Annotated in this window: 22 protein-coding genes; 16 read left to right on the top strand and 6 right to left on the bottom strand. The window is 34.2% G+C overall.

Annotation, left to right across the window (positions count from 1 at the left end; translation table 11 throughout):
• The first annotated feature begins 55 nt into the window (after positions 1–55).
• The 13 genes from CLV00_RS00550 (at position 56) to CLV00_RS00490 (ending at position 14,773) form a co-directional block, all read left to right on the top strand.
• Positions 56–931: a hypothetical protein gene (locus CLV00_RS00550; RefSeq protein ID WP_099713357.1), complete on the top strand. Its 876-nt coding sequence runs from the start codon at positions 56–58 to the stop codon at positions 929–931.
• A 76-nt stretch (positions 932–1,007) separates the two neighbouring features.
• The gene (locus CLV00_RS00545) at positions 1,008–2,159 is read left to right on the top strand and encodes a glycosyltransferase family 4 protein (protein ID WP_099713356.1); all 1,152 of its coding nucleotides are present in this window, start codon (positions 1,008–1,010) and stop codon (positions 2,157–2,159) included.
• Entirely contained in the window at positions 2,156–2,965 is an 810-nt protein-coding gene (locus tag CLV00_RS00540) for an FkbM family methyltransferase (RefSeq protein WP_233206829.1), read from the top strand. Before CLV00_RS00545 ends, CLV00_RS00540 begins: the two co-directional genes overlap by 4 nt.
• 4 nt (positions 2,966–2,969) lie before the next feature.
• Positions 2,970–4,514 carry a glycosyltransferase family 2 protein gene (locus CLV00_RS00535; protein WP_099713355.1) on the top strand — a complete coding sequence of 515 codons (1,545 nt, stop codon included), beginning with the start codon at positions 2,970–2,972 and terminating at the stop codon, positions 4,512–4,514.
• Positions 4,511–5,503 (top strand): glycosyltransferase family 2 protein, encoded by a 993-nt coding sequence (locus tag CLV00_RS00530; RefSeq protein WP_099713354.1) that lies wholly within the window; start codon positions 4,511–4,513, stop codon positions 5,501–5,503. Before CLV00_RS00535 ends, CLV00_RS00530 begins: the two co-directional genes overlap by 4 nt.
• Positions 5,504–5,525: 22 nt before the next feature.
• Complete coding sequence (locus CLV00_RS00525; RefSeq protein ID WP_099713353.1) at positions 5,526–6,602, top strand: DegT/DnrJ/EryC1/StrS aminotransferase family protein; 1,077 nt, start codon at positions 5,526–5,528, stop codon at positions 6,600–6,602.
• Positions 6,596–7,252: an acetyltransferase gene (locus tag CLV00_RS00520; protein ID WP_099713352.1), complete on the top strand. Its 657-nt coding sequence runs from the start codon at positions 6,596–6,598 to the stop codon at positions 7,250–7,252. The genes CLV00_RS00525 and CLV00_RS00520 overlap by 7 nt, the downstream gene beginning before the upstream one ends.
• Positions 7,249–8,181, top strand: a complete 933-nt coding sequence (locus CLV00_RS00515) for a glycosyltransferase family 2 protein (protein ID WP_099713351.1) — start codon at positions 7,249–7,251, stop codon at positions 8,179–8,181. The genes CLV00_RS00520 and CLV00_RS00515 overlap by 4 nt, the downstream gene beginning before the upstream one ends.
• A complete protein-coding gene (locus CLV00_RS00510; protein WP_099713350.1) occupies positions 8,165–9,445 on the top strand; it encodes a hypothetical protein in 1,281 nt (426 codons plus the stop codon). Before CLV00_RS00515 ends, CLV00_RS00510 begins: the two co-directional genes overlap by 17 nt.
• A 108-nt stretch (positions 9,446–9,553) precedes the next feature.
• The gene (locus CLV00_RS00505) at positions 9,554–10,681 is read left to right on the top strand and encodes a glycosyltransferase family 4 protein (protein ID WP_099713349.1); all 1,128 of its coding nucleotides are present in this window, start codon (positions 9,554–9,556) and stop codon (positions 10,679–10,681) included.
• 72 nt (positions 10,682–10,753) lie between these two features.
• Entirely contained in the window at positions 10,754–11,833 is a 1,080-nt protein-coding gene (locus CLV00_RS00500) for a glycosyltransferase family 4 protein (RefSeq protein ID WP_099713348.1), read from the top strand.
• Positions 11,830–13,173 (top strand): O-antigen ligase, encoded by a 1,344-nt coding sequence (locus CLV00_RS00495; protein WP_099713347.1) that lies wholly within the window; start codon positions 11,830–11,832, stop codon positions 13,171–13,173. The genes CLV00_RS00500 and CLV00_RS00495 overlap by 4 nt, the downstream gene beginning before the upstream one ends.
• 205 nt (positions 13,174–13,378) lie before the next feature.
• Entirely contained in the window at positions 13,379–14,773 is a 1,395-nt protein-coding gene (locus CLV00_RS00490; protein WP_099713346.1) for an exopolysaccharide biosynthesis polyprenyl glycosylphosphotransferase, read from the top strand.
• Between the two features lie 48 nt (positions 14,774–14,821).
• Here the strand turns inward: CLV00_RS00490 and CLV00_RS00485 are convergent, their stop codons facing one another.
• Both CLV00_RS00485 and CLV00_RS00480 read right to left on the bottom strand, forming a co-directional pair.
• Positions 14,822–15,961, bottom strand: coding sequence for a DUF4105 domain-containing protein (locus CLV00_RS00485; protein WP_099713345.1), 1,140 nt, complete (start codon positions 15,959–15,961; stop codon positions 14,822–14,824).
• 25 nt (positions 15,962–15,986) lie between these two features.
• Complete coding sequence (locus CLV00_RS00480) at positions 15,987–16,973, bottom strand: PorV/PorQ family protein (RefSeq protein ID WP_099716165.1); 987 nt, start codon at positions 16,971–16,973, stop codon at positions 15,987–15,989.
• Positions 16,974–17,250: 277 nt separating this feature from the next.
• On the opposite strand from CLV00_RS00480, the gene CLV00_RS00475 reads away from it, so the two are divergent.
• Positions 17,251–17,967, top strand: coding sequence for a phosphatidylcholine/phosphatidylserine synthase (locus tag CLV00_RS00475; protein WP_099713344.1), 717 nt, complete (start codon positions 17,251–17,253; stop codon positions 17,965–17,967).
• A 9-nt stretch (positions 17,968–17,976) separates the two neighbouring features.
• Positions 17,977–18,840, top strand: a complete 864-nt coding sequence (locus CLV00_RS00470; protein ID WP_099713343.1) for a glycoside hydrolase family 25 protein — start codon at positions 17,977–17,979, stop codon at positions 18,838–18,840.
• Positions 18,841–18,936: 96 nt separating this feature from the next.
• Here the strand turns inward: CLV00_RS00470 and lptB are convergent, their stop codons facing one another.
• The 4 genes from lptB to CLV00_RS00450 form a co-directional block, all read right to left on the bottom strand.
• Positions 18,937–19,677, bottom strand: a complete 741-nt coding sequence (gene lptB / locus CLV00_RS00465) for an LPS export ABC transporter ATP-binding protein (protein WP_099713342.1) — start codon at positions 19,675–19,677, stop codon at positions 18,937–18,939.
• An 85-nt stretch (positions 19,678–19,762) separates the two neighbouring features.
• The gene (locus CLV00_RS00460) at positions 19,763–20,116 is read right to left on the bottom strand and encodes a carboxymuconolactone decarboxylase family protein (protein ID WP_099713341.1); all 354 of its coding nucleotides are present in this window, start codon (positions 20,114–20,116) and stop codon (positions 19,763–19,765) included.
• Positions 20,109–20,924: a twin-arginine translocase subunit TatC gene (gene tatC / locus CLV00_RS00455; protein ID WP_099713340.1), complete on the bottom strand. Its 816-nt coding sequence runs from the start codon at positions 20,922–20,924 to the stop codon at positions 20,109–20,111. Before tatC ends, CLV00_RS00460 begins: the two co-directional genes overlap by 8 nt.
• Complete coding sequence (locus tag CLV00_RS00450; RefSeq protein WP_199074736.1) at positions 20,924–21,889, bottom strand: SIS domain-containing protein; 966 nt, start codon at positions 21,887–21,889, stop codon at positions 20,924–20,926. The genes tatC and CLV00_RS00450 overlap by 1 nt, the downstream gene beginning before the upstream one ends.
• A gap of 85 nt (positions 21,890–21,974) precedes the next feature.
• Between CLV00_RS00450 and recQ the strand changes: the two genes are divergently transcribed.
• Positions 21,975–24,170, top strand: coding sequence for a DNA helicase RecQ (gene recQ, locus CLV00_RS00445; RefSeq protein ID WP_099713339.1), 2,196 nt, complete (start codon positions 21,975–21,977; stop codon positions 24,168–24,170).
• The last annotated feature ends 23 nt before the right edge of the window (positions 24,171–24,193 follow it).

The raw sequence follows: 24,193 nt of genomic DNA, 5'->3' as shown, positions 1-24,193 counted from the left end.
GTTTCGACAGTATGTTAGACCTAAAAAATGATTAGCATAAGAACATAAACAAAGCATGAAAAATTTTTTAATTTTTACAATCAGAATACTTCTATTAACAGTCTTATTGTTGATAATTTTAGATTTTATATATACCAATATTTATTCCCATTCTTCGAAAAGAAGTAAAGTAGAGCAGGTCTATGCTTCTGAAAATAAGGATTATGATGTCATTATTTTGGGTTCCTCCCGTGCTAATAATCATTTTGTAGCCCCTTTGTTTGAACAAAAAGGTTTGAAAACCTTCAATTACGGGATGAGCGGAGGGCATTTGTTTGAAGCTTCTTTGTTACTGAAGTTGATGGTGGAGCGGAATTATAAAATAAAGACTGTTCTGCTGGAGGCTGACTTGAATTTATCTAATGAAGAAAGAGCGGAAGGCGTTTCAGCGCGATTTTTACCTTATATCCATCAATCCAAAACCATTCGCGATCATTTTTCGAAAGAGAACGATTTTAGAGCCTTGTATTATATTCCTTTTTACCGCTATGTTGTATTTGATGCCCGTATTGGGTTTCGAGAGGCGTATAAAACCGCTATAGCAGCAACCACAAATAGTTTGGATCATTTAGGTTATTATCCATTAGGAAATAAAAAAGGCAATATGAAAAATAATATCGCTAATTTAAAGCCTTTACATAACAAGTATTACGAAGAAATTAAGCAAATTTGTAAAACTAACCGGATTAATCTGATTGTGGTTACAACCCCAATGTGCAGTACTGTAATAGGTATGGATTATTTTGAAAAAGTCATTAAAATGTATCCTGAAATTCATAATTATGAAGGTGTAGTGCAGGGTGATACATACTTTTCTTCTTGCGGCCATCTGAATGATGCTGGTGCCAAGAAATTTACCAGTATCATTATCAGTGATTTTTTTACTAAATAAATCAGTTGTATTACTTTAGACGAAAATTTTAGTAGCGCATTATTTCTGGAAAAATAACAATCATTAAAAATAATTTATGAAAATAGCTTTCCTGACTCCCGAATATCCACATTTAAAGACCGGGAGCTCCGGAGGGATTGGTACCAGTATCAGGAATTTAGCTATCGGTCTTCTGGCGGAAGGTTGTTCCGTTCGGGTTTTGGTTTACGGCCAAAAAGAAGAGAGTATTTTTGAGGATAATGGTATCGTAGTTCAGCAAATACGAAATGTTAAGTTGAAAGGATTGTCGTGGTACCTCACTCGAAAAAAACTTCAGAAAATAATTGATGGTTTGTATGAGAACAAAGAAATTGATGTCGTAGAAGCACCAGATTGGACTGGAATAACCTCTTTTATAAGTCCTAAAAAATGCCCTATAGTCATTCGATTGAACGGTTCGGATACTTATTTCTGTCATTTGGACCAACGACCCGTAAAATGGAATAATAAATTTCATGAAAGACGCGCTTTACTGCAAGCGGATGGTTTGCTCTCTGTGAGTCAGTTTACAGCCGATTTGACTAATCAAGTATTTGGCTTCAATAAGAAATTTACCATTATTCCAAATAGTGTTAATTGTACTACTTTTGAATTTGAACATCAAAAAACGACTCTTTTGCCTATTGTTCTTTATTTTGGAACCTTAATTCGAAAAAAAGGATTGTTAGAATTGCCTTTGATTTTTAACGAAGTGATTAAAAAAAATCCAAATGCAAAATTAGTATTGGTTGGGAGGGATGCCTCAGATGTTATTTCTGGAGCTCCATCAACTTGGCAGATGATGCAAAAACTATTTTCATTAGAAGCCATTCCTAATGTAACCTATTTAGGAAGTGTTCCTTATAGTCAAATAAAAAAGGAAATAGAACAAGCAAGTGTTTGTGTGTTTCCTACATTTGCAGAAGCTTTACCTGTTTCATGGCTTGAAGCGATGGCCCTTCAAAAACCTATTGTAGCCTCTACTATTGGTTGGGCAAGAGAGGTTCTTGATGATGGAATTAATGGTTTTTTGGAACATCCGACACATCATAAGGCATATGCGAATAAAATTATTGCCTTGCTTGAAAATCTAAATTTGCAAAGTGAATTTGGGATACAAGCCCGTAAAAAAGTAGAAGAGACATTTAGTATATCAATCGTTGCCAAACAGAGTTTGTTGTTTTATAAAAATGTTATCGCATCAAAATGAAGAAAAAGATAAAAAAAATTATTAGTGCCATTTTTCCTAATGGGGGTATAAAAGAGAAAATCAAATTGGGTTATTACAGCATCAATAAACCGAAAGATACTTTTTATGAATTAGTACAAGGAGCCGGCACTTCGGTTGCTTATAAGACTACTTTTCAGGATTTAGCGATGGTAACCCATGAAGCTTTATATTATATAGCACCAGATTTTAATTATTACCAGCATTTTTATAAAGTTAAAGAAAATGATGTTGTTCTTGATGCCGGAGCCAATTGTGGGCATTTGTCGATTTTATTTTCTAAGTTGATCGGTAAAGGAGGGGTTGTTTATGCTTTTGAACCAGACATTTATAATGTTGAGAGGATTGACTGTAATATAGGTTTAAACAATGATCTTCCGGGGAATATTAAAATCGAAAATTTGTTGCTTTGGGATGAAAATAAGTGGATTGATTTTTATGAAGCAGGTACCGTAGGGTCTTCTGCCATTTGGATTCCAGATAGTGATAAATGTGTTAAAAAAGAAGCCGTACGAATTGATGATTGGGTTGGAAATAATAACATTAAGAAATTAGATTTCATAAAAATGGATATTGAAGGGGCCGAAATAGAAGCTCTGGCCGGTTGTGAAGAAACGATACGAAATCTAAAGCCTAATTTTGCCATAGCATCTTATCATATCGTTGATGGAGCAGCTACTTATATTAAAGTGGAGGCCTTTTTCGAAAAAATGAATTATCCTTATCAAACGGTCCGATTCCGAAAAAATGAAATCATAACGTTTGCAGGGCCTTCCTTAAAAAATTAGTGCTATGATAATTATTTATCATAATGAAACTAAAGTTGTCGCGCTAAGGAATGCTGATTCTTTTGAAATTGAGAAGAATGGCCATTTACCCATAGCCAAGTTTATGGCTTTATTGGCAAATGACTTTCCAGATGAGATTTTAGTTTGGTGTCATTTGAGTCTAAAAGAGCAATTGAATATTTCTGAAATTGAAAAATTATTCCATCATAAAAAACTTTTGTTTTCCTATAATCCTTTTTGCAATTCTTATTTAGATACCAATGTTGGTTACATAGATGAATCTCCTTTTGTGAGGGTAAATAGTACTGTAACTTTTCCAACATGGCAAATGAGCAGTTGGGTTGGAGGCATTCATTCGGCTGTTTTTTTAGCTTTAAAAAATGAAATTCCCTGCGAGAAAAATTTTGACTATTTTTTGTGTTCTTTAGCAAAACTATCCATGCCAAAAGGGTTGTTGTGTTATTCAGAACCTAACCTTTTAAAAGAACATCCCGCGACTGTCAACCCCGCTAAAAAGAATACGTTTATTCTTTTTCGTTTTGTAAAACAGCACTATAAAACACGATGGGTGTTTTTATTGCTGTTAAACTTTCTGTTGTACGAAAGAAAATTTCCTGTGTTTCCAATGATTATTTCTCTTTTTTATAAGAATAGAAATACCAATACAATAAACTTAGATGGGATTATTGTTCAGTCCTCAAGAGCGGTTATTGCTTTAGGAACTATTGATGTCATTATTCCAACCATTGGAAGAAGCAACTATTTATATGATGTATTAAAAGATTTAACCAAACAAACATATTTACCAAATTGTATCATAATTGTAGAGCAAAATCAAGATAAAAATAGTTTTTCTGAATTGGACTATATTCATACTGAAGTATGGCCTTTTGAGATTAAGCATTTTTTTATACATCAATCTGGTGCTTGTAATGCCAGAAATCTGGCTTTGCAACACCTAATAAATGAATGGGTTTTCTTTGCAGACGATGATGTTCGAATTCCATCTGATTTTATTCAAAAGGTCATAAGTGAGATTAATAAATTTGGTACAGAAGTAGTTTCTATTAACTGTTTACAAGAAGGGCAGAAAATAATTTACAATTCTGTTTTTCAATGGGGTAGTTTTGGTTCAGGCTGTAGTTTTGCTAAATCAAGCAGCATAAAAAACATTCGATTTTTAATGGGATATGAATTTGGTTACGGAGAGGATGGTGATTTTGGGATGCAATTGCGAAATACTGGCGCGGATGTTTTGTATCTACCGGCGCCGGAAATATTGCATTTAAAAGCTCCTGTTGGCGGTTTTAGAACAAAGCCTGTTTTACAATGGCAAAATGATGCTATTCAACCCAAACCTTCCCCCACAATCATGTTGTATAAAATTTTGCATACTACAGTTGAACAGCGATTGGGTTATAAAACCATTTTGTTCTTCAAGTACTATCAACATCAGAAAATTAAAAATCCGTTCCACTATTATGACCAGTTTCAAAAACAATGGAAGCAAAGCATTTTGTGGGCTAATAAATTAAAAAAAGAAGCATGAGGTGTTCTCTAATTATTTGTACTTATATGCGCCCTCAATCGGTATTGCAACTTTTACAGTCGGTGCATCGACAGACATTACATCCGGATGAAATTATAATTGTTGACGGATCAACAAACCGGGAAACCGAACAGCTGTTGCAGGAAAATCAGTTTGAAAATCTGCGCTACTTTTTAGTTTCACAAAATTTTAGAGGTCTAACTAAACAACGAAATTTTGGTATTGATAGGACGTCTAATGGTACTGATGTAGTTTGTTTTTTGGACGATGATGTCATTTTAAAAAAGGATTATTTTGAGCAATTGTTGTGCACTTATCAAGAATATCCAGAAGCTTTAGGTGTCGGAGGTTTTATAATCGATGATACTCAATATGATTTTGTAGGTTATGATTACCAGTCTAATAATAATGAGTTTTTTTTTGATGGATGGAAGCGAAAAGACAGTAGCCGATTTGTTCTAAGAAAAAAGTTAGGACTGGATAGTGATTGTTCTCCCGGTTTTTCTCCGTTGTTTTCGCATGGGCGAAGTGTTAGTTTTCTACCTCCTAGTGGTAAAATATATGAGTCAGAGCAGTTGATGGGAGGTGTTTCTTCATTTAAAAAAACACTATTTGATAGGATTCAATTTTCAACTTATTTTGAAGGTTATGGTTTGTATGAAGATACTGATTTTTCAATACGAGCAGCCCAAATAGGGAAATTGTATCTAAATACTAATGCAAAATTATATCATTATCACGCGGTATCCGGAAGACCTAACCAATATCAGTATGGAAAAATGGTCGTTCGAAACGGCTGGTATGTTTGGCGCACTAAAAATCCTAAACCGTTTTTTGATGCAAAAATAAAATGGCATTCCATTACGATACTTTTGACATTGATTCGATTTAGCAATATATTTACGACATCTAAACGGAAGGAAGCCTTTACAGAAGCTATTGGAAGAACAGTGGGTTGGTGGAGTTTACTGATTAGAGAGCCTAAATAAATAATTGAATAATTCCTTTTTTATGATTAATGTAACACAATCTTTTTTTCCTCCTATTGAAGAATATAATTCTTATTTGAGTAGAATATGGGAAAATCAATGGCTTACGAATCGTGGGAATTTGGTTTTGGAATTAGAAGAAAAATTAAAATTTTTTTTGAAAACTGACAGTATTCTTATTATGAACAATGGAACTATTCCGATTCAGATAGCATTAAAAATTTTAGGCCAAAAAGGTGAAATTATTACAACCCCCTTTAGTTACATTGCTACAACAGCATCTATAGTCTGGGAAAATTGTCAACCTGTTTTTGTTGATATTCAACCCGATTATTTAACTATAGACGAAACTAAAATTGAAGCAGCCATCACTTCAAAAACAACAGCGATTTTAGCAACTCACGTTTTTGGGAATCCTTGCCATATTGAGAAAATAGCTGAAATAGCCCAGAAATATAATCTGAAGGTTATTTATGATGCTGCTCACTGCTTCGGCGTATCTTACAATGGAAAATCTATTTTTAATTATGGGGACGTAAGTACTTGTAGCTTTCATGCTACTAAGCTTTTTCATACCGGTGAAGGAGGGGCCGTATTTTGCACTGATAAAACCTTAATGCAGCAAATTTTTTATAGCCATAATTTTGGACATAATGGTCCTTTGGCATTTCATGGACTTGGTATAAATGGAAAAATTTCAGAATTGCAAGCCGCTATGGGATTATCCGTTTTGCCTTATATAGGGCATATTATCGCAGAAAGGAAAAGAGTAGTTAATTATTATGAATCGTGCTTGAATTTCACTCATTTACAAAAAATGAAGCTTCGTGAAAATTCGGAATGGAATTATAGTTATTATCCTATTATTGCTGAGAGAGAAGCCGATTTATTACGCATTCAAAAAGCATTGAATGACAGAAACATTTTTCCAAGAAGGTATTTTTATCCGTCCTTAAATACAGTAGATTATGTGTCAGGAAATGCTATGCCAATTTCCGAAAGTATTGCTTCAAGGATCATGTGTCTTCCTCTCTATGTAGGTTTAGAAGAAAATGAATTGTCACTTATTTGTACGTTAATAAATGAAGTACTATGTTAATTATAGGAGCTAAAGGGTTTGCAAAAGAAGTATTAGAAGTTTTTGTGCAATTAAAAAAGACAGAAAATTTGGTTTTTTATGATGATGTCAACACGGAAATAGGAGATTATTTATACGATTCTTTTCCTATTCTCAAAAATGAAAAAGAGGTTGTCGATCATTTTGAAAGATTTGGAAGTGAATTTACGATAGGAATTGGTAGTCCAATTTTGAGATATAAATTATACAAGAAATTTATAAAAATTGGCGGAGTTTTTTGTTCGAGTATAAGTCCACTTGCATTAATAAGTTCGTATGATGTCAAAATAGGAACTGGTTCTAATATTCTTATGAATTCTGTTTTTTCAAATAGCATTAGTTTAGGAATAGGATGTTTGGTGTATTGTAATGCTATAATAACACATGATTGTGCAATAGGACAATTTGTAGAAATTTCGCCCGCTGCTGTTCTTTTAGGGAACTGTAAAGTTGGTTCTTTTTCTCAGATAGGAGCTAATGCCACTATTATGCCTAATGTAATTATTGGTAAAAATGTTGTTGTTGGTGCAGGTGCTGTGGTAACGAAAGATGTGCCAGATAATACTGTCGTAGCAGGTATTCCTGCGAAAGTAATAAAGGAATTAAAACCTTTAAATGAAAATTATTTATGAAACTCTCTTTTGTAATCCCGGTTTTTAGAAATGCAGGTTCTATAGTACCTACATATGAAAAGTTAATGACTTTACTATTACAATTGCAATACGATCATGAATTTATCTTCGTAAATGATGGTTCTGATGACAGTTCGATGGAAGAATTACTCCCGTTACATCATAAAGATTTTCGTGTAAAGGTAATTTCTTTTTCAAGAAATTTTGGACAAGTACCCGCTATCATTGCTGGATTAAAAGTAGTTTCAGGTGAAGCTGTGGTTATTATGTCTGCCGATTTACAAGAGCCTATTGAGTTGATTGAGGAAATGATTGCAAAATGGAAAGCAGGTAACGAAATCGTAATTGGTCATAGAGTTGATCGAGAAGATAGTTTTATAGCGAATAAAGCATCTGTCGTTTTTTACAGGTTGATGCGCTATGTTAATCCTAAAATGCCAAAAGGGGGTTTTGATTTTATGCTTATTGGTCAGAAAGCATTGCAGGTTTTGAATCAAATAGATGAACGAAACCGGTTTTTTCAAGGAGATATTTTGTGGTTGGGATTTAGTACCGCATTCATTCCATATTCCAGAATGAAAAGACCATTTGGTAAGTCGCAATGGACTTTGTCGAAAAAATTAAAATACTTTATTGATGGATTACTCAATACATCCTATGCACCGATACGTGTCATGTCTTTATTGGGTATTAGTTTCTCTTTTATTGGATTTATTTATGCCATCGTAATTGCTTACAATAGATTCATAAATAATACACCTTTTGATGGTTGGGCACCTATAATGATTCTTATTTTAATTATTGGAGGATTAATTATGTTAATGCTTGGTATTATTGGAGAATATGTCTGGCGTACTTATGATGAGACTAGAAAAAGACCTCTTTATATTATTAAAGATGAATTTATAAGAGATGAAACGAATATTTAATTTTATAACCAAATACTCAGTTGCTATTACGGCTTTGGTGTGTTTTGTGTTCTATTTTTTACCTTTTAAACCAAAGCCTTTTGGAGATGGAGAATATCATGAAGGGACTATTCAATTGATAGATTTCATATTGAATGGTTTTCAAGGCAGTGTTAGACTTGATAAGGGTTTATTTACGTTATTTTACTATATTGTTCCTTATTCCTTAGCTTATGTTTTTCATAATGATGAGGTCTATTATTTATTTGGTGTCGTTTTTAATTCAGTTATTCTATGTTTGTCGATTCACTATTTATTCAAGTCGTTAGATTTGATGAACTTTTCAACTAAATCAAAGTTTTGGACTGTTTTAGTTTTAAATTTATTTCCCATACATGTTTATTATGGTTTTGGAATTTTGGCAGAAACAGGTTCTTTTTTTGCAGTTTGTTTATTTGTTTATTTTTGGGTAAAAATTACTATCGGTAAATCATATTTTTTTGCAGATTTTATTTTATTGGCTTTTTCGATAGGCATGCTTATAGGTTTTAGGCCTAATTTGTTCCCTTTTGTATTTCTATTTTTAGTTTATTTTTTGATTTTAAAATTAGAAAATAAGTATAAGGTTGTTTTTATCATTACTCTGTTTGGGATTCTTTTGTTTTTAACATCCGCAGAAAGAAGATTAAGTGCAACTGACGGCGATTTTAAGAAAGAAATTTTTCGAAAGCAGCTCCTTTGGTCTCGATTTGAATTGCGGGACGAGCCATTTAATTGGTTACCACAACATGGTCAAGATGAATTTGTTTCGTCTGACTATCTTAATAATTTGTTAAAAAGAAGAGAGTTAGATTCAATTTGTGAACTCCAAAAACTTGATAAAACAGCATATTATATTGATTGGGTAGCGGATGATATTCTGACTCATCCGTTATTAACATTACGACAATATAGTTTGAAGTTTTTTCAGTCCCAGAGTTTTATTATTTCACCATTAATGAAATCTAATAAGAGTAATTGGATTAAATATGGCATTCATTTTTATATTAACAGTATTAATTATGTTTTGATTTTCTCTTCCATTTTTGGTGTTTTTTTATTAATTAAGATTAGAACTTATAGACTTTTAATACCATTTCTTTTTCTATGGTTCTGGTCACTGCTTTATGTATTTGTTTTTCATTCGGAACAGCGTTATATGTTCCCAATGAGGCCAGTGTTAGTTTTTTTGTTTGCTTTTACCATTAATACTTATTGTGATTTGAAGAGTCAAGTGAAAGAATAATATCAAATACTAAGTATACTTGTTTCTAATATATGAGTTTTGATTATTTGAATTTTCATATTAATACGGGTTAATTAATAATATATTTGATATCATTAAAAAGTTTTTATGAAATTTGCTGTAATCACCCATGTTCCTCATATAGTCACAAAAGATAGTTACTATGCTTATGCTCCTTATGTTCGTGAAATGAATGTCTGGTCCAAGTATGTATCTGAATTAATTATAGTAGCTCCTCAGGTTTCGGAATTAATTTCGTCGATAGATGATTCGTATGAACATGATCGCATTCAATTTATACCGATTGATTCTTTTGATGTATTGGATTTAAAAAATATATTTCTTTCTGTTTTAAAAATACCAAGTATCTCTTGGCGTATTTTTTTAGCGATGCGAAACGCTGATCACATTCATTTACGATGCCCAGGTAATGTCGGGTTATTGGGCTGTTTTATTCAGATTTTGTTTCCTAATACTCCTAAAACAGCCAAATATGCCGGAAATTGGGATTCAAAATCCAAACAACCTTGGGCCTACCAATTGCAGCGATGGATTTTGAGTACTGCTTTTTTAACCCGAAAGATGCAGGTTTTGGTATATGGAGAATGGGAAGATAGTTCTGAAAATATAAAACCTTTTTTTACAGCTACGTATACTGAATCAGATAAAGTTCCCTTGTTGCGTTTGGATAGTTTTAATACCATTCATTTTGTGTTTGCCGGAGCTTTGGTTTTGGGTAAAAATCCCTTGTATGCCATTCAATTAGTAGAGCGTTTGTGTCAACGAGGAGTTGCCGTTAGTTTGCATTTGTACGGCGAAGGGAGTGAGAAATTAGTCTTGGAGACTTATATTAAAAACAATCAATTGGAATCGTATGTTCATTTGAAAGGAAATCAGCCTCTCGAAACGGTTAAAACAGCGTATCAAAATAGTCATTTTGTAGTTCTGCCTTCTGCAAGTGAAGGTTGGCCCAAAGTGGTGGCTGAAGGGATGTTTTGGGGATGTATTCCAGTAGCTACTGCTGTTTCTTGTGTTCCATTTATGTTGGATTATGGACAACGCGGGGTTTTGTTGACATTGAATTTGGAGGAGGATGTTGCTCAAATACTGACTGTTATCAGGAGTGAAGCTGGTTTTGAGGGTATGCGAACAAAAGCTTCGGATTGGTCCAGAAGGTATACTTTGGATGTTTTTGAGGAAGGAATAGAGGAGTTGTTGTTTTTAGATGTAAGATGAGAGGTGCAGGAAGTAAGATGTAAGATTACTGGTTTAAAGAATAACAAATTAAGAATAAAATAAAAGTAAAAAATGCGGATCATTCAAATTATAGATTCTCTTGAGGCGGGTGGAGCAGAACGTATGGCTGTAAGCTATGCTAATGCTTTGACTGCTAAGATTTCTTTTTCGGGACTGGTAGCTACTCGAAAAGAGGGTAGTTTGAAAGGGCAATTGAAGGATGAAGTTTCTTATTTGTTTTTAAACAAGAAGCGCTCGTTGGATTTTAAGGCTGTGTTTCGATTGCGAAGTTATGTAGTACAGCATAAAGTGACCGTTGTTCATGCGCACAGCACTTCTTTTTTTCTGGTTTTCCTTTTGAAATTACTATGCCCCTCCCTTCGCTTACTTTGGCATGATCATTATGGTGACAGTGAATTTTTGTCCAAAAGACCTATTCGTACTTTACAAATGACACTTCCTTTTTTTAGTGGTATAATTGTCGTCAATCAAAAACTAAAATTATGGGCAGAACAACAATTGGGATTTAAAAAAGTGCTTTATCTTCCTAATTTTCCCTCTGATGACACTATGGTTTTAGAGCAAACCGTTTTGCATGGAATCGATGGAAAACGTATTGTGTGTTTGGCTAATTTGAGAGCACAGAAAGATCATTTTTTATTATTAGAAATAGCTATAAAGCTACAAAAATCGCATTCTGATTGGACTTTTCATTTGGTTGGGAAAGATTTTCAGGATGGATATTCCCAACAAATTAAGGATTTGATTGTCACGTATCATTTAGAAAAAAATGTGTTTCTTTACGGCAGCAAAGAAGATGTAATAAATATATTACGCCAATCGACGATTGCCGTTTTAACTTCACAATCTGAAGGGTTGCCGGTGGCATTGTTAGAGTATGGCTGGAATAAAAAGCCTGTTGTAGTGACCCATGTAGGTGAAATAGCATCTTTGGTTCAAAACGGTAAAAATGGTTTTCTAGTGCCCTCTAAACAAAAACAAATGTTTTATGAAGCACTAGTTAAATTGATAGAAAATGATGCGCTACAGACGGAGTTTGGCATTGCTCTTTATAACAAAATACAGGATGCTCATTCGGAAGAAGTCGTTATCCAACAGTATTTAAATTGGTTGAAAAATAGTCACAAATGAAAAAAGAGGATCAATTTTATCTTTATTTAATTCTTCTCCATTTAGTAATTGGTGCATTGGGATTTGTTTTGCCATTCACTACTAAAATTTATGGGTATTCTATTTTTATTTTTGGGTTGTATTACATCATTAAAAGTCAAAACCGCAATAATGAAGCACTTGTAGTAGCTGCTTATGTGGTGGGGAGTGAAGTTTTTTTGCGAATGACCGGCGGAAATCCTTTGTATGAGATTTCGAAGTACGGTGTTATGGTCTTTATTTTGCTAGGAATGTATTACAGTGGCTTTTCTAAAGGAGCAGCCCCCTATTGGATTTTTTTACTCTTATTGGTGCCCAGTATCGTTATTTCGACTTTTGTGTTGGATTTTGATACCAATATCAGAACAACCATAGCTTTTAATATTTCAGGCCCTGTTTGTCTTGGACTGGCCTCTTTGTACACTTTTAGGCGTAAGATTTCATTAGCAGACATGAATCAAATCTTGCTCAGTATGGGGTTACCAATCCTAAGCTGTATGGTATATCTAACCCTGTATACCCCCAATGTACGTGATGTTGTTACCAGTACACAATCTAATTTTGAAACTTCAGGTGGTTATGGCCCTAATCAGGTGGCAACCGTTTTAGGATTGGGTATGTTTATTTTTTTCTCGAGAGTTATATTGGATTCTAAAACAAAATTTCAAATTGCCATTAATCTTATTATTGCTTTGAATATAACCTATCGCGGGATGCTTACTTTTTCCCGTGGTGGAATAATCACTGGGTTTTTGATGATCGTTTTATTACTACTATTCTTGTATTTTAAATCGAATTTTGGCGGGAGGGTAAAATTGAATTATATTATTGTATTGCTGGGATTGGTCATTTTTGCCACTTGGACGTATACTTCATTTCAGACGGGAGGTCTTATCAATAAAAGATATGCGAATCAGGATGCCTCAGGAAGAGTCAAAGAAAGTCAATTTACAGGGAGAGAAGACGTGGCTCAAGATGAGATAAATACCTTTCTGAAGAACCCCATTTTTGGTGCAGGTGTCGGTAAAGGGGCAGAAATCAGAAAAAATGAAACGGGAGTAACTGTTTTGTCCCATGATGAGATTACCAGAACACTAGCCGAACATGGGTCTTTAGGAATTTTGGCTTTATTGATTCTGTTTTTTACCCCTTTGGTTTTGTATTTAGAAAACAAGTTTAATATGTTTTTGTTGTGTTTTGTTGCTTTTTGGTTTTTAACGATTAATCATGCTGCCATGCGTACTGCGGCACCTGCCTTTGTGTATTCATTGTCTTTATTGAATGTGCAGTTGGGATTACCCACAAGAAAGAAAGAGGACTAATTATTATTATTATTATTAATTGAAGTATAGCCCTAATCCATTTTAGTACTTGAAAAACACTTCTGTCGCTTTATTTATGAGCCTTATTTGAAATAGTCTTGTATTAACTTACTCTTTATTAAAATTTTGTTAAAAAAATTAACATTTCTTAAATTTACTTCGAAGCAAAAGCATTAAATTGCAGTCCTAAACGTAAATACCACTCATGCTTTCAGTCGATAAAATACATTTTGAAATATCAGAGCGAAAGATGATTCTTCGTATTTTTGATGTGTTTTTTGTTTTTGGTTCTTTATTTTTTATTGGAAATATATTTGATTTTGATTATTTTATTGTGTCAACGAATAATTTGTATTGGATGCTAATTCTGGGTGTTTATATCAATCTTTTTGGAACTATTTTCGAAATGTATAATCTTCAGGTTGCCAGTAATCAATTTCAGGTACTAAAGAGTTCTATTCTAACCGTTTCAACGACCGTTTTAGTGTACTTGTTAACGCCGATTTATTCTCCGGAGCTTCCTTCGAAAAGAATTCAGATTGTATTGTTTTATGTGGTTGTGTTTTTGGCTTTGTTTTTATGGCGAATGTTTTATGTTTCGTTTTTAGCCTCTAATCGATTTTTACAAAATGCAGTTTTAATCTGTGATAAAGAGCAGGTAGAAGAGTTGATATCCGGATTAGAGCATATCGATCCCCATTATAAAATAATTGCATTTGTGAATGCCGATGCTGCCGAAGATGAACTAGTTGAATACCCCTACGTTAAAAATATAAAGCGAGATTCGTTATTTTCTTTTGTAAAACAAAACTCTATATCCGAGATTGTAATTGCTTCCCAAAAAACAGATGGAATTACGGCCGAGTTGTATCAGCAATTACTTCATTTGCTGGAGTCCGGAGCTATAATTCGAGAATATACGCAGGTATATGAAAGTAAAACACAGCGTATTCCAGTGCATTATATGTCCAGAGATTTTTATCGCTTTTTTCCTTTTAGCAGAAGCAATCACAATAAATTATATTTGATTGGAGCCCGAATTTTTGAAATTAGTGCTTCGGTACTTGGATTATCCATAGGTCTTGTGCTATTTCCATTTATATTGATAGGAAATGCAATAGGAAACAGAGGAAAGTTGTTTTATACCCAAGAACGTGTTGGTAAAGATGGCGTGGTATTTGAAATTTTAAAATTCAGGACCATGGTCAGTAATGCCGAATCTAACGGGGCTGTTTTTACCACTACAAATGATTCTCGAGTTACCGTTTTTGGTAAATTTCTACGAAAAACCAGGATTGATGAATTTCCGCAATTTATAAATATTCTAAAAGGGGACATGGCCGTTATTGGTCCTCGTCCGGAACGTCCTTTTTTTGTAAAGGAAATCGCTGAAGTTATGCCTTTCTATGAAACAAGACATATTATAAAGCCGGGTCTTACTGGATGGGCGCAAGTAAACTATGCTTATGGTGCAACAATTGATGACAGTTTGATAAAGCTTCAATACGACTTGTATTATATCAAACACAGAAGTATTTTTCTGGATTTAAACATTGCTTTTAAAACAATTACCACCGTTTTATTTTATAGGGGGCAATAGTATTATTATTATTATTATTATTATTATTATTATTATTATTTAAAAAAATTAAATGATAATTGGAATCCGTTTTTTATTCTGCATTGCCATTCTGACCAAAATAATTCCGTTGGTAATTATTAATGGTAATACCAGTAAAAAATGAGCTTTGTTGATTACTACAAAGAAATAGATTCCTAACGACAGGATATTAAATAATGCCAGATTGTAAATTCCTTTTTTGTTTTTTGTCCAATAAAAATAAAGCAACCCTACTAAAGTTGGATTGAAAAGTAAAATATTATAGTTGTATCCTAATTCCAGATGCGACGAATAAAATCCGACAAACGTAAAAAACATACCCATTACCGCTATCAGGATGAGGTAAAATAAATCGATACTTTTCTTATTTATCAGTACCATAAACCCAAGAAAAAGAATATAGGTATAGATGTTATTCCACCAAGAGTCAGGAACTTCATTCTCGAATTCTAGTAGTGTCTTGTTTTCTTGCGCCAGCGGATGATTCTGAAAAGTAACTTTCTTCAGGCTTTTTTGCAGTTCAAAAGGCAAAAATAGTTGCGTTCCCAAACCATCTACTTTTTTACCAAAGATGATGCTTGTCCCTAATTTTTCGTAAAAGTGATTATCAAAATACGGATAAAGGATCGTTCTGTAAGTGATGTCGGTATCTGCGTTTTTTACAATTGCGGTGGTGTCTAATGTTTTATTGATGATGTCAACAACCATCGATGTGCAGTTTTTATCAATAAACTTGTATGTGTAATGACTTTCGCCTGAGGCCAATGAAGTGTTCAGATTGTCAAATAGTTTTTGTTTCAAGGATGAAGGAATGTTTAATTCCTGCTCATAAACAGACCTTTTTTCATATTGATATTGATTGATGAAATCAGGATAAGAGTCCGCTACGGCGAAATATTGTAAGTCCCCTTTTATGAATTTCATGACGAAATTTGGTGTATTAAAATCAAATGCCCCATAATTGTATACCACATCAATTCCGTTGACCGTATCGTGTACTCGAATTGCAGTGTGTCCAAAAAGAGAATAGGATTCATTCCCCGTTCCGCAAGTAAGTACGCTGACTTGTGTGTTTTTTGATAATTGGATGCTTTGTCCGAAACTATAGTTTGCAGTTGAAAACAAGAGTATGAAAAGAACTATTTTTTTTAAAGAAGCTATATCCATTTGTTGTGGTATTGTTGTTTTTAAATTAATTTCTAAACATTCCCAAATCTACTTTAACTGAAAAAATATTGGAATACAAAGCTGTACTTTGATCGCCTAAATCAGTGAGTGCATAATCAATCTGGATGCCTTTGTATTTGAACCCCAAACCGATATTAGGCTGAAAACCCACTTTTTCGGAGTTGTCCAGTTGTTGTACATTCTGAAAATTACCCACACCTGCACGTACAAATACTAAATCAGTATAGCCAAATTCAAGACCTAAAGCCGGATCGATACTGACAAAATCGGTCGAGATAAGATCATTCGTTTTTGCAAATCGCATATTCATATTGGCAGCAGCCAAAATGCTATAATCGTATCGAATGATGAACTTTTTAGCGATTCCTAATTGTGCTTTTGGAGCTGTAATCTCAGTACTCTCCGGTAATTCCTGGTTTTCTCCGGGAATGGAATTGGCAATTTTCTGATATTCATCTTCATCAATATTCCATACGTTATACGTGGTGGTTATATCCCGAAGCATTAATCCAAATTGCCAGTTGTTCTTTTCGAATTGTAATCCGACATCAAAACCAAAGCCCCAAGAATTGGCAAATTTGCCGATGATTCGTCGGATAACTTTTGCGTTTACGCCATATTGAAATCCGGGAACAGGGAGTTTTCGAGCATAAGAAAAAGTGAAACCATAATCGGCCGTTGAGAAAAGACTGATTCTGTTGTAGTCAATATTTCCTTGGCTGTCAATGAGTTCAGTAGTGTTTAAAATATCATCAACACCAAAACGAATTAATGAAATTCCCCAAGCACTCCGGTCATCTATAGGGCTTGCGTAGGCCAAGTAATCGTATTGGGCTATATTGGCAAAATAATTAGCATGCATTAAGGATACCTGATGATCTTCCAGATGAATCAGTCCTGCAGGATTCCAATACCCCGAATTTACATCACTCGTAGTAGCCACAACAGTATTAGACATGCCTAATGCAGCCGCATCCACGCCGATATTCATAAACTCATTCGAGTATTTTCTGACGGCTTGACTGTAATTTAGCGTACTAACCAAAACCGCTGCTAATAGGAAGCTTTTTTTCAATGGGGTCATTTTTACAAACTAAAAGTCTGTTTAATTTTTATCAAAAATATAATTTTTTACCGAGCTTATTTCTTCCTTTCGGTAAATATATCCAAACAAGAAATCACTGTTGAAAAAACTCTATTAAAAAACGTACTTCTCCTTGACTTATTATGCTAAATTTGCCAACTGTGGTTCACTAAATTTTATAACTATGACTATTAAAAAGCATATCCCCAATATTATTACTTTACTAAATCTTTTTTGCGGTTGTATCGCTTTGGTTTTTGCTTTCAACCAAGATTTTGAAATGGCATTTTATTTTGTTTGCTTGGGTATATTCCTGGACTTTTTTGATGGTTTTTTTGCTCGATTATTCAAAGTATCGAGCCCGCTTGGATTGCAGTTGGATTCTTTGGCAGATATGGTTACCAGTGGAGTTGTGCCGGGTTTAGTGATGTCTCAAATGATGATCGACAATTCGTCAACTGCGGCGGTTGATCATTTGCAAATTTTCCCTTATTTAGGGTTTTTGATTGCCTTAGGATCTTGTTACCGATTGGCAAATTTTAATATTGATACCCGTCAAACTGATTCTTTTATTGGTTTGCCAACTCCTGCCAATGCGCTGTTTATTTTAAGTCTGCCTTTGGTTTTAAAATACACCGACTCTTTATTTGTTATCGAAATATTGACAAATCAATGGGTTTTACTAGCAATAACGGTATTGAGTGCTTATATCTTGAACGCTGAAATTCCTTTGTTCTCCTTAAAAATCAAGAAGTTCAATTTCAAGGATAATGCGCTTCAAATTGTGTTTTTGATTTGCTCCCTTTTATTGTTAATTTTTCTCCAATATTTAGGGATTCCTTTGGTCATTCTTTTCTATGTTTTGTTGTCAGTAATAAATAATAAAATGCTGAAAAAGTAGTTTTTTTGGATGAAAAGAAAAACGGTCAGAAGAAAAACTACGGTAGTTCGTAAACCCAAAAAGAAAGCAACTGTTTTCTCCGGGAAGGTTTTGCGTTATTCTATTGTTGCTTTTTTTGTTTTGCTGATTGTTGCTGTTGGCTATCATTATAGAGATGGTTTAGCCTACTATTTTAGTTTTAAATCAGATAAAATTCTAAGAGAAGAAACAGAAGCCAAGCGCATTTCTGATGTTCGCAATTATCAGGTTTTAGAAAAACATGAAGGAAAAAGTATTGGTTTGGATGTTTCAGAATATCAAGGAAAAATCCGATGGACTTATGTAGATACTTTAGAAAATAAATATCCGCTGCATTTTGTGTTTATCCGTGCTACGGTTGGAAAAGACAGGAAAGACCGCCAGTTTAATAAGAATTGGCTTGGCGCCAAAGAAAATAAAATGATTCGCGGAGCCTATCATTATTATCGTCCCAACGAAAATTCAATGGAGCAAGCCGAACTTTTTATAAAAACAGTAACCCTTCAAAAAGGAGATTTACCACCTGTTTTAGACATTGAAAAACTCCCCAAAAACCAGTCTATTGAAAATCTTAAGTTAGGTTTGAAAAGATGGTTAAATGCTGTAGAATCACATTACGGAGTAAAACCTATCATTTATACCGGCGAACGCTACTATGATGATTTTTTAAAAGAAGAATTCAGTGATTATCTTTTTTGGATTGCTAATTATAACTTTTACAGAGAAGAAATAGCCGAAGATTGGTTGTTTTGGCAATTCACCGAAAAGGCATCAGTTCCTGGCATTAAAGGTAATGTAGACATAAATATATACAATGGAGATTTACAGCAGTTGCGGTATATCACAGTGGAATAGTTTTTAGTAATCAGTTATCAGTGTTCAGTATTTAGTGATCGGTCATCTTAATTTATATAAAAAATCCATTCGTTTTGCGAATGGATTTCATTTTTTCTAAAACTCCAATTTTTTCTTTCTCAATTCGAAATTTTGTCCAAGATATACGCGACGTACCATTTCATCTTCTACTAATTCTTCTGGCATTCCCGCTTTTAGGATTCCACCTTCAAACATAAGATAGGTTTTGTCCGTAATAGCTAAGGTTTCCTGTACGTTGTGGTCTGTAATAAGAATACCAATATTTTTATTTTTTAACTGAGCTACAATTCTCTGAATGTCTTCAACGGCAACTGGATCGACACCCGCAAATGGCTCATCTAATAAAATGAATTTTGGATCTGTGGCAAGACAACGTGCAATTTCGGTACGACGGCGTTCCCCACCGGAAAGCAAATCGCCACGATTCGTACGAATGTGTTCTAAGCTAAATTCTTCGATTAAACTTTCCATCTTAGCCTCTTGTTCCGCCTTGGACAGTTTTGTCAATTGCAGTACGCTTAATATATTATCTTCAATGCTCAATTTTCTAAAAACAGAAGCTTCCTGAGCTAAATAACCAATTCCCTGTTGTGCTCTTTTGTACATTGGATAATCAGTAATATTCAAATCATCAAGGAATATATTGCCCGAATTTGGCTTAACCAATCCTACAATCATATAAAAAGACGTAGTTTTTCCGGCACCATTAGGTCCCAAAAGCCCTACGATTTCGCCTTGATTTACTTCTACCGAAATGCCTTTTACAACACTTCGTCCTTTATAGGTTTTGATTAGATTTTCGGCTCTTAATTTCATTTTTTTAGTTTAATCGTTGGATTGTTTAACTGTTTAATCGTTCAAATAAACGAATAAACAATTAAACGATTTTGCTTCTTAACAATTATTTCACAGCAGTTTCTTCCAGTGCTTCCCAGAATTCGTATGCTCTCCTTAAGTGAGGTACCACGATAGTGCCGCCAACAAGCGTTGCAATTCCCATCGCTTCCATCATTTCCTCTTTGGTTACACCTTCTTTATGGCTGGTTTCCAAATGGTATTTTACACAATCATCACAACGTAAAACTGCCGAAGCTACCAATCCCAGAAGCTCTTTAGTTTTTACGTCTAATGCTCCCGCCGCATACGCATTGGTGTCTAGATTGAAAATTCGTTTTACAATTTTATTATTGTCTGCCAATAATTTTTCGTTCATTTTAGAACGGTACTCGTTGAATTCTTCGATTATATCAGCCATTTAATTTTTTTTGATTTTTTACTACTATTTTTGAAATTAAGATACTCGCTTCATAGATTAACAACATCGGAATGGTCACAATTATTTGACTCACCACATCTGGAGGGGTTACAATTGCTGCGACAATAAGGATGATGATTACGGCATATTTCCAATATTTTCTCAAGAAAACTGGTGTAACCAAACCTAATTTGGTCAGGAAATAAATGATTATAGGCAATTCAAAAAACAATCCACAAGCAATAACACTTGTTTTTACCAAGCCAATATACGAATCAATGCTAAACTGGTTTTTTACTACTTCACTGATGGTGAAAGTGGCAAAAAAGTTTACTGACATAGGTACAATTACAAAGTAGCCAAACAATACACCCAGAAAGAAAAGTAATGAGGATGACACGATAAAAAGTCTCGCATGTTTTTTCTCAGTATCATATAATGCTGGACTGATGAATTTCCAAACTTCCCATAAGATGAATGGAAAACCAAGAATAAATCCGGCAGTTATACAGGTCCAAATCAAAACGTTGATTTGTCCTTCCATGTTTGTGTTTTGGATGATGAAAGGCATTTCGGTTACGCAAATACTTTCGGCAAAGCCCAGTTGATTTGAGAGGTCGCAAAAAAAGCGATAGGTTATAAAATTAGCATTTGTGGGGCCAAAAATGATGACATCAAAAATATAATCACTGATGAAAAAAGTGATGGTAGCCAAAATTAATATTGCAATTGTGCTTCGAACCAATAACCATCTTAATTCTTCAAGATGATCTAAAAACGACATTTCGTTTAAGTTTTTTTTCGCCATTATATTATTCCTTCTTTTAAAATATCGTGTAAATGTAATACTCCTTTGTATTCTCCATTGTCAACCACAACTAATTGTGTGATGGAGAAGTCTTCCAAGATGTTCAATGCATCTACAACCATAGCGGTAGATGGTATTAATTTTGGGTTTTTTGTCATAATGTCTCTGGCAGTCAAATCAACGAAAGAATCTCTGTCGTTTAACATTCTTCGAATATCACCATCGGTAATAATACCGATAACTTTATCTTCATCGACAACCGCAGTTACACCAAGACGTTTTTCAGAAATCTCGAAAATTACCTTTTTTATAGATGCATCAGGCGATACCATAGGTTTTAAGGTGTGTTCTAGCATGTCTTTTACACGTAATAGCAATTTCTTGCCCAATGCGCCTCCGGGATGATAAACAGCAAAATCTTCCGGTTTGAAATCACGCATTTCCATAAGACAAATGGCAAGCGCATCTCCCATAACTAATTGAGCGGTAGTACTGTTAGTTGGAGCAAGGTTATTAGGACAAGCTTCGGCATCTACAGTGGTGTTCAAAACAAAATCAGAACCTTTAGCAAGAAAAGAAGCAGTATTTCCAGTTATTGCAATCAATGTATTTCCAAAACGTTTTAAGAGTGGCACTAAAACCTTTATCTCAGGACTGTTGCCACTTTTAGAAATGCAAATGATACTATCGTCATTTTGTATCATTCCTAAATCACCGTGAATAGCCTCTGAGGCATGCAGAAATAGCGATGGCGTTCCGGTAGAATTAAAAGTGGCTACCATTTTTTGGGCAATAATAGCACTTTTTCCTATCCCTGTAACCACTAGTCTTCCTTTGGAATTATAGATATTTTGTGTCGCTTCAATGAAGTTTTCATCAAGAAAATCAGTTAGTTTAGCAATAGATTGGCTTTCCGATAAAATAGTTTTTTTGGCGCTAGCCAATATATTTTCTTTAGATATCAAAACAGAATAATTAAAATTTGTATGTGTAAAAGAAATTTGTACCTTTAGGTGTTGCAAATTTATACAAAATACCACATAATAAAGAATGAATTCAAACGAAATTGACATACACAAAGAATTAAAGAAATATTTTGGCTTCAGCCAATTTAAGGGGTTGCAGGAACAAGTCATAAAAAGTATCCTAAACCAACAGAATACATTTGTGATAATGCCCACAGGAGGAGGAAAATCACTTTGTTATCAATTACCTGCTTTGATTCAAGAGGGAACTGCTATCGTAGTCTCGCCCCTTATTGCTTTAATGAAAAATCAAGTGGATGCCATCAGAAGTTTGTCTTCTGAAAATGGCGTTGCCCATGTTTTAAATTCCTCTCTTACTAAAACCGAAATTACTCAGGTAAAAAAAGATATTACTTCAGGATTGACGAAGTTATTATATGTTGCCCCAGAATCTTTAACAAAGGAAGAATATGTGAGCTTTCTGAAAAATGTTACCATATCTTTTGTAGCTATCGATGAAGCGCATTGTATTTCGGAGTGGGGACATGATTTTAGACCGGAATATAGGAATTTAAAGCACATCATCAAGCAATTGGGCGATGTTCCTATTATTGGGCTTACAGCAACAGCTACGCCAAAAGTACAGGAAGATATTCTGAAAAACTTAGACATGTCTGATGCTACCACTTTTAAAGCATCATTTAACAGACCTAATCTGTATTACGAAGTACGTACTAAAACTAAAAATATAGAATCCGATATTATTCGTTTTATAAAACAACATAAAGGCAAATCAGGAATTATTTACTGTTTAAGCCGTAAAAAAGTAGAGGCTATTGCCGAAGTTTTGCAAGTAAACGGAATCAGTGCCGTGCCTTATCATGCGGGATTGGATGCTAAAACCCGTGCCAAACACCAAGATATGTTCCTTATGGAAGATGTAGATGTGGTGGTGGCAACCATCGCTTTTGGGATGGGAATTGACAAACCGGATGTGCGTTTTGTGATTCATCACGATATTCCAAAATCACTGGAAAGTTACTATCAGGAAACCGGTCGCGCAGGTCGTGACGGTGGAGAAGGCCATTGTCTGGCCTATTACTCCTATAAAGATGTAGAGAAGTTAGAAAAATTCATGTCTGGTAAACCAGTGGCAGAACAAGAAATTGGATTTGCTTTGTTGCAGGAAGTTGTGGCTTACGCCGAAACGTCTATGTCCAGAAGAAGATTTCTGCTTCATTATTTCGGTGAAGAATTTGATGATGTTAATGGGGAAGGCGCTGATATGGATGACAATGTTCGAAATCCAAAAACAAAAGTCGAAGCCATAGATCAAGTTGTGAAACTGTTGGAAGTGGTTCGAGATACGAAGCATTTATACAAATCAAAAGAAGTTGTTTTTACCTTGATTGGCCGTGTGAATGCCGTAATCAAAGCGCATAGAACAGATACACAGTCCTTTTTTGGATGTGGTTCAGATCATGATGAAAAATATTGGATGGCCTTGTTGCGACAAGTTCTTGTTGCAGGATTTTTATCGAAAGATATTGAAACCTATGGCATTGTAAAAATCACCAAAAAAGGATTAGATTTTATTAAAAACCGGGAATCCTTTATGATGTCTGAAGATCATGAATACAACGAATCTGAAGATGAAGCCATTGTAACTGCTTCTAAATCTACTGGTACTGCCGATGAATTATTGATGGGTATGTTGCGTGATTTGCGTAAAAAAGTGGCTAAGAAATTAGGCGTTCCTCCATTTGTGGTTTTTCAAGATCCATCATTGGAAGATATGGCTTTGAAATATCCTGTTTCTCAAGAGGAATTGATTAATATTCATGGTGTTGGAGAAGGAAAAGCTAAAAAATACGGAAAGGAATTCTTAGAATTAATCAGTCGATATGTACAAGATAACGACATCATCCGTCCGGAAGATTTAGTGGTGAAATCTACAGGAGTAAACTCCGTAAATAAACTTTATATTATCCAAAATATCGACAGGAAATTATCTCTTGATGATATTGCTTCCGCCAAAGGCATCAATATGGATGCATTGATTAAAGAAATGGAGCAAATTGTGTATTCAGGAACTAAACTGAATATAAAATATTGGATTGATGATATGCTTGACGATGATCAGCAGGAAGAAATTCATGAATATTTTATGGAATCTGAATCCGATAATATAGAAAACGCACTCAAAGAATTTGATGGCGATTACGATATTGATGAATTGCGCTTGATGCGAATTAAATTCATCAGCGAGGTTGCTAATTAAGAAAAGTGGTCAGTGGTCAGTGT

Origin of the sequence: Flavobacterium sp. 11 (assembly GCF_002754315.1) — a bacterium.
GTDB classification, from domain to species: Bacteria; Bacteroidota; Bacteroidia; order Flavobacteriales; family Flavobacteriaceae; genus Flavobacterium; species Flavobacterium algoritolerans.
This window is presented reverse-complemented; position numbering and strand designations above follow the sequence as displayed.